Source organism: Williamsia sp. (genome assembly GCF_036566845.1).
Taxonomy (GTDB): domain Bacteria; phylum Actinomycetota; class Actinomycetes; order Mycobacteriales; family Mycobacteriaceae; genus Williamsia.
The window spans coordinates 1-6,678 of record NZ_DATCVM010000147.1; the positions used below are offsets into that span (position 1 = coordinate 1).

Consider the following 6,678-nt stretch of genomic DNA (forward strand, 5'->3'; position numbering starts at 1 on the left):
AGCTCGCGACGACGTCGCCCCCGACGCCCCCAACAGAATCGGCCCCGGCGCGTCGACCGGCTAGCCGGTAGGCCGCCTCCCCGCCAGCACTCCACCGTGTTGGGCGCCAGCAGCGACGACATCGCCGCCGCGAGCGACAAATGTTGATGTCAGGAAATCCCAGACCACGACATCCCAGACACAAACAGGCCGCCATGTCTGCAACGCCCACCATCGTTCTCGTCCGCGGCGCATTCGCCGACGCTGCGAGCTGGACCCAGGTGACCCGCCGGCTGCTCGACAAGGGCCATGCCGTACTCGCGCCGCCGTGATCACCGTCGCCGGGGTGGCCGACAACGTCGTGGGTCTGGTCTACGTGTCCGGATACGCACTCGAGGAGGGTGAGAGCCTCGGCGAATTGCAGGGCCGGTTCCCCGATTCCGACCTCGCCGCGCACCCGGTGTACTTGCCTTCCCGATCGAGGGCGCCGAACCCGGCACCGATGTGTCGGTGGAGATCAGCGCATTCGGAGCCGTGTTCGCCGCAGGCATCCCGCAAGAGGAGTCCGAAGTGCTCGCGGTGTCAGGGCGACCGCTCGCCGCCGCGGCATTCGGGGAGCCCGCGTCTGCATTCGGGAGCCCGCGTCTGCGGCCGCCTGGAAGACCAAGCCCGCGTGGGGCATCGTCAGCAGCGACGACCGCACCATCAATCCGGATGTCGAGAGATTCGGAAACAAGCGTGCGGGCCTGCGCAAAGTGGTCGAACTCGAGGCACCGCATGTCGTGATGCTCGCCCGGCCCGCGGAGGTCGTCGCCCTCATCGAAGAGGTCGTCGCCCACGTGGGCCTGGAAACCAACGTCGCCGCCGGGTCATGATGTCCGCGATACATGTGGTGATCGGAGCAACCGGCGCCCAGGGTGGTGCCGTCGCACATGCTTTGCCGGCCAAGGGTTTACCGGTGCGGGCCGTGGTGCGGCGTCCGCAGTCCGCGGCGGCTCAGCGGTTGGTGGGGCTGGGCGCCGCCCTCGCGGTCGCGGACCTCGACGACCCGAAGGCGCTCGCCGGAGCCTTTGCCGGCGCCGCGGGTGTGTTCGCGCTGACCACACCCTTCGAACGCGGTCCGGACGAAGAGATGACCCAGGGGATTTCGATCATCGAGGCCGCCAATAGCCGAGGTCCCACATCTGGTCTTCTCCTCGGTGGCGAGCGCCGACCTGCACACCGGGATCCCGCACCTCGAGAGCAAAGCGGTGGTCGAAGCCGCGCTGGTGAGCTCGGGGGTACCCAACACGATCGTCGGGCCGACGTACTTCTACGACAACCTGGTGGGCGGGCTCGACCGGATACGCGACGGTGTATTCGAGCTCGCAATCCCCGAAGACAAACCACTGCAACAACTCTCACGTCGTGACCTAGGTGCTTTTGTTGCCGCGGTGTTCGCCGATCCCACCCGGCACGTGGGCACGCGCATCGATCTGGCGTCCGACGATCCGACACCGGCCGAGATGGCGGACGCCCTTGGGCCGGCGACTCGGTCACCCGGTTCGGCGCGGTGTCTCGACGGTCTGGCCGACGCCGACGGTGGTTTTCGGGCCGGAAGCCGACGACGGACCGGTGATCGTGTCGGTGACCTACCGGGTACGACCCGGCGAGCCGGCTGCCTTCGACCGGGCGATGACCGCGATAGGTGAGGCACGCCGGTGAACCGGCAGCTATTCGTGGGGCCTCTGTTGCCAGGGCGCCGAGCAGTATGTGCGCGTCGAGCAGTTCACCGTGCCGTCGTGGAGTGACTATCGACGCCAGACCACCGAACGCTGGACCGATTCGGATCATCATCTGATCACGGCTGCGCTGTCCCATACGGAAACCAGGGCGACCGAGAGCGAACAGCAGCTGTTCGCACTGCGATCTCCTCGGTCCGATCGCCCCAGACCGACCACAACAAAATTACCCCTGGCGCATTCACCGGCTGATACGGCAGGCTGAGGGGGTGAGCACAGGAACACGCCTGGTACATCTCTGTTCGATCTCCGACTGGCTCGAGGCCCGGACAACGGGATCGATCGAGCCTGCGTCGCTGGCCGACCAGGGCTTTGTGCACCTGTCCGAACGCAGACAGGTCCACATTCCGGCGAATCTGCTCTATCTGGATCAATCAGATCTGGTATTGCTGACCGTCGATACGTTGCGGGTCGGAGCCGAAATCGTCTGGGAGGACGGCGATCCGCCGGATCCGTCGGGGATGCAGTTCCCGCATCTCTACGGTGCTCTGCCGACGGGTGCAGTGACCGCGGTCGAACGCTACGACGTCGACGAATCCGGGCACTATCCGCAGTTGCACTAGCGGCGCGTCGGCGGGTGGGTGATCCCGAGTTCGCGGGCGACGATGGCCGCCTGCACCCGTGACCGGAGCGCCAGCTTGGTCAGCACCCTGGACACGTGGGTCTTGACCGTGGTCTCCCCGATGAAGAGTTCTGCCGCGATCTCGGCGTTCGACAACCCGGCACCGAGCGTGCCCAGGATGTCTCGTTCCCGGTCTGTGAGATCGGCGATGCGTTGTGCCTGAGCCGATGTCGGATCCGGCGTGCGGGGTGAATCCGCCACGCCGGTGAATCTGTCGATGACACGCCGCGTCACCTCCGGCGCCAGGACGGCGTCGCCTCTGGCCACAGCTGCGATCGCGGCGCTCAACTCGGCCGGTGTCGCGGATTTGAGCAGAAACCCGGCGGCGCCCGCCGACAGCGCGGAGAAGATGTACGCGTCGATGTCGAATGCCGTCAAGATCAGGACCCGGGTGGTCCCGGCGGCGCAGATCTGGGCGGTCGCGGCGATCCCGTCGGTACCCGGCATCCGGATGTCGAGCAGCGCCACGTCGGGCTGCAGGGTGGCCGCCAGCCCGACCGCTTCGGCGCCGTCGGATGCCTCACCGACCACCTCGATGGAGTCGTTGTGTGCGAGCATCATTGCAACCCCGGACCGGATCGCCGCGTGATCGTCGGCGACGAGGACCCGGATCATCGGGAACCCTGGGCAGACGCCAGTGTGGCGCAGGGTAATTCGCACTGCACCACCCATCGGTTGTCGGCCATCCCGGCATGGCAGGTTCCGCCCACCGAACGTGCCCGCATCTCCATGTTGTTCAGGCCGTGCCCACCGGCGCGGGCCGGTATCTCCGTGCCGGCGGGCACCGGGTTGGACACCGTGATCTTGACAGTTGAATCATGCTGCCCGACAACGATATCGATCGGTGAACGCGGGCTGTGCGTGACCGCGTTCGTGATGGCTTGTGCAACAATCCGATAGCCGGCGATGCCGGTCATCCTTGCCACGGAAACCACGCCGAGGTCGGCGGTGACCGCTGATCCGGAGGCGCGGGCAGAGTCGATCAGACGGTCGAGACTGTTCAGGTTTGCCGTGGCCGGAGGATCGAGATCATCGGTGCCGGTGAGTACTTCGATCATCGCCCGCATCTCGCCGAGTGCGTCGAGACTGGCTGCTCGGACCGATCGAAGGACCGTCGCCCGGATCGCGGGATCGGTGGTGTCCAGTGCAGCCGCGGACTGCATTGCGATACCGGACAATTGGCCCGCCACGACATCGTGGAGGTCACGGGCGAACTGCCGACGCTCGAACGCCACGGCAGCCTCCTGTTCTCGGACCGCGAGTGCCGCGACGGCCTGGGCGCGGTCGCGTTCACTGTCTGCTGCGATCTGATGCTGGCGGATCGCCTGGCCGTAGGACGCGGGGGAGACGATGAGGGCGACCACGAGGATCATCGCGAACAACGCGACCCGCCAATCCCCGGACACGGTCAGTGAGACGGTGAGTGTGACGGCGGCGATCAGCCAGTTGGACAACAACATGGCCCGATTGACCCGGCCCGTTGCATAGATGGCGGCGGCGTAGATGATGTCGGAGTACACGATCCAGACAGCGATGGTCGGACCGCACAGGGCATCAAGTGCCAACGCGAACAGACCGCCGGCCACAGCGACGGCGGGCCGGCTGGAACGAAACATCTGGAAACCGCAGGCGACGGCCAGCGAGAAAAGTGGCATCCATCGGGGGAGCACGTCGATCAGCGCCGCGCTCCCGAAGAAATACCGCAGGTTGGCGACGTACATGACCGATCCGACAACAAAGAACGCCACAGCGACGGCGACGTCGCGCCGCACATCGCTCCGACTGTGCTTCAGTTCCATGGCGCACCTCCCTGCATCCATGACAGCACAGTCACCGGTGCCGGTCGTCGTCGGAAATGATGACACGGAATCGATCTCACGGCCGACGCGACGACGCCCGCGGGAACCGCAGACTCGGAGGCATGAACTCACCCATCACAGCGGTCATCATCGGATGCGAGATCGGATTCTGGGTCCTGGTGTGTGGTGGCCTGGCGGTGCGTTATCTCTTGAACGCCCGACGCGCTTCCGTGGTGATCCTCGCATTGGTGCCGGTCCTCGATCTCGTCCTGCTTGCTGCCGTCGCGTACGACATCCATCGCGGGGCCGATGTGGATCTGGTCCATCGGGTGGCCGGCATCTACCTCGGTGTGACTGTCGCCTTTGGGCATTCGATGGTGTCCTGGGCCGATGTCCGTTTTGCACACTGGTTCGCCGACGGTCCGCCGCCGCCGCGACCACCCAAGAAGGGCCCTGCGGGGTTGCGCCGGGAACTGATCGCGTTCGGCCAGTGGCTCGCCGCGGCAGGTGTCGCGGTGCTGGCGATCCTGGTGCTCTCGACAACGGTTGGCGATGCCGATCAGGATGCGGCGCTCGCCGGGATCTTCCCCATGCTCGGGACCATCACCGTCATCTGGTTGCTCACCGGGCCGGTGTGGGCGCTGTTCGACCGGCGCGAACGCGACTAGCAGTCGCAGCAGTCACAACAGTCGCAGCAATCGACGTTGTTGCAGCACCCTTTGGCGCCGGACTGGTGTCGCTTGCCGTTGCAGGGGTTGGTGTGATCGGCGCAGCAGGCGTACCCGGTGCAGTAGACACCGGCCCACGGCAGGATCCGTTTGTGGAATGGGGGCAGCGGCGGGCGATGCGGTGGTGAACCGGGCGAGGTGAACACTGCTTCGGGGTGGTGACCGAAGGCGTCGGTGATCGCGTGATCCAGACCTCCGACCAGCAACCTGGTCACCAACCGGTCATCACGCAGGCGCACACCACCGATCCGGCTCCGGATGGCCGCCAGCAGTCGTCGACAATCGTCCCGGACTGCGTCGACACTGGTTCCGGTGGCCAGAAGCGGGTTGAAATCGCCGGTCTTGCCGTCTTTTTCGAGATCGATCACCGCGTCGAGGAGATGAGCGCAGCGACCGAAGTCGGAACCGATCAGCCTCAACACCTCCCGATTCTCGGGTACCCCCGCGAGTTCTGCGGTCGCGGCGAACACCGCGGCCGCCGCGCGGGCGGATCGATCGGTGATCTCGTCGAGGGTGCTCGCCCTCATCTCCACTTCGGCCTGGGCGGACAGATCGTCGAGAAGGTCCGGGCATCCGATGGCGGACGACACCGCGGCGTCGGCGAGCGCTTCACGTCGCAGCCGAGGCCCGGCCACCCGGGCACCCCGGGCGCGGAGCCTCGATGAGGCCGCAAGGCCGGTGGCCTGCTCGGCAAGGACGTCGGCGGCCTTGGCAGATGCCAATGTCAGTGAGGTGATGGCACCGAGTCGCACACTGAGTTCGCCGGGGGCGATGACCTGGGCAGTACGCATCCCGCGCAGCGCACAGGGTCCGGCGGTGACCGTTCGGGCAACAGAGTCACGTTGCGCATCAACGAGTATGGAGACCACAACGGCATCGGTGTTGGTCACCAGCCGGGACAACTGGCCGTGCCCCGACCGCAATGACAAGCACACACCGCACATGTGTGCACGCCACAGATCGGCTGATTCGGGATCGAGGTGGGTCATGCATGGGCGGAGTATGCCGAACATGCAGCCATCGAAACACGACACGGACATCCGGTCTTGTCGGAAAGCGCGAAGTACTCCGTTTGATCGATCAGAATACAAATCCAGGTGGAATCAATCGATACTTCGGTAGTCAATCGCCGCAACATCACAGCCGAAAGGGATACATGCCTTCCGAGTTCACGGTCGAGTCGAGTCGCGGCACAACGATTTCGGGCATCCGGTGGGAACCCGCCGATGAACCGGTGGCAGCGGTTCTCCTGATCCACGGGATGGGCGAACACATCCGGCGATACGCCGAGACGGCCGAGGCGCTCGCCGACGACGGGTATGTGGTGTTCGGCTACGACCACCGCGGACATGGCCGATCCAAGCTGGCCGACCGCGATCTCGGCGATCTCGGTCCCGATGGGTGGCGGCAACTGGTCGCCGACATCGGCCGGGTCGTCACGATGGTGCACACAGAGCAACCTGACCTGCCGCTGGTGCTCATCGCCCACAGCATGGGTTCATTTGCGACACAGCAATACCTGCTCGACGACAGCATCCAGGTCGATGCGGTGGTCCTGAGTGGGACGGCGGCACTCGACGGCCTCGAACCCGCGCTCGATCTCGAGGCCGAACTCGACCTCACATCGTTCAACGCCCCATTTGCGCCCGCCAGAACGGATTTCGACTGGCTGTCGCGCGACGACGCGATCGTCGACGCCTACATCGCGGACCCCCTGTGCGGGTTCGGTATCGACGTCGACTCGGTCAAGGCGATGTTCGCCGGAGCGC

General features: G+C 65.8%; 6 protein-coding genes and 2 pseudogenes. 5 read left to right on the plus strand and 3 right to left on the minus strand.

What is annotated here, in order from left to right; translation table 11 throughout:
- Positions 1-380: 380 nt before the first annotated feature.
- The 3 genes and pseudogenes from VIQ49_RS28955 to VIQ49_RS14380 form a co-directional block, all read left to right on the plus strand.
- A pseudogene (locus tag VIQ49_RS28955) lies at positions 381-734 on the plus strand (hypothetical protein); the annotation flags it as partial.
- 119 nt (positions 735-853) lie between these two features.
- A pseudogene (locus tag VIQ49_RS14375) lies at positions 854-1,670 on the plus strand (NmrA family NAD(P)-binding protein).
- A gap of 299 nt (positions 1,671-1,969) precedes the next feature.
- Complete coding sequence (locus tag VIQ49_RS14380; protein WP_331885712.1) at positions 1,970-2,323, plus strand: DUF952 domain-containing protein; 354 nt, start codon at positions 1,970-1,972, stop codon at positions 2,321-2,323.
- Here VIQ49_RS14380 and VIQ49_RS14385 read toward each other — a convergent pair.
- Positions 2,320-2,997, minus strand: coding sequence for a response regulator transcription factor (locus VIQ49_RS14385; protein ID WP_331885714.1), 678 nt, complete (start codon positions 2,995-2,997; stop codon positions 2,320-2,322). The genes VIQ49_RS14380 and VIQ49_RS14385 overlap by 4 nt on opposite strands.
- Entirely contained in the window at positions 2,994-4,181 is a 1,188-nt protein-coding gene (locus VIQ49_RS14390; protein ID WP_331885716.1) for a sensor histidine kinase, read from the minus strand. Before VIQ49_RS14390 ends, VIQ49_RS14385 begins: the two co-directional genes overlap by 4 nt.
- Positions 4,182-4,303: 122 nt before the next feature.
- On the opposite strand from VIQ49_RS14390, the gene VIQ49_RS14395 reads away from it, so the two are divergent.
- Entirely contained in the window at positions 4,304-4,849 is a 546-nt protein-coding gene (locus tag VIQ49_RS14395) for a hypothetical protein (RefSeq protein WP_331885718.1), read from the plus strand.
- Here the strand turns inward: VIQ49_RS14395 and VIQ49_RS14400 are convergent.
- On the minus strand, positions 4,846-5,949 hold the full coding sequence (locus VIQ49_RS14400) for a DUF5685 family protein (RefSeq protein WP_331885720.1): 1,104 nt from the start codon (positions 5,947-5,949) through the stop codon (positions 4,846-4,848). The genes VIQ49_RS14395 and VIQ49_RS14400 overlap by 4 nt on opposite strands.
- Before the next feature lie 116 nt (positions 5,950-6,065).
- Here VIQ49_RS14400 and VIQ49_RS14405 point away from each other — a divergent pair.
- The coding region (locus VIQ49_RS14405; RefSeq protein WP_331885722.1) for an alpha/beta fold hydrolase at positions 6,066-6,678 on the plus strand (613 nt) is incomplete at its 3' end.

Bases quoted from the DNA above. Each gene is read 5' to 3' on its own strand.
- VIQ49_RS14385 (WP_331885714.1), bottom strand. From the start codon at position 2,997: ATGATCCGGGTCCTCGTCGCCGACGATCACGCGGCGATCCGGTCCGGG.
- VIQ49_RS14390 (WP_331885716.1), bottom strand. From the start codon at position 4,181: ATGGAACTGAAGCACAGTCGGAGCGATGTGCGGCGCGACGTCGCCGTC.
- VIQ49_RS14395 (WP_331885718.1), top strand. From the start codon at position 4,304: ATGAACTCACCCATCACAGCGGTCATCATCGGATGCGAGATCGGATTC.
- VIQ49_RS14400 (WP_331885720.1), bottom strand. From the start codon at position 5,949: ATGTCCGTGTCGTGTTTCGATGGCTGCATGTTCGGCATACTCCGCCCA.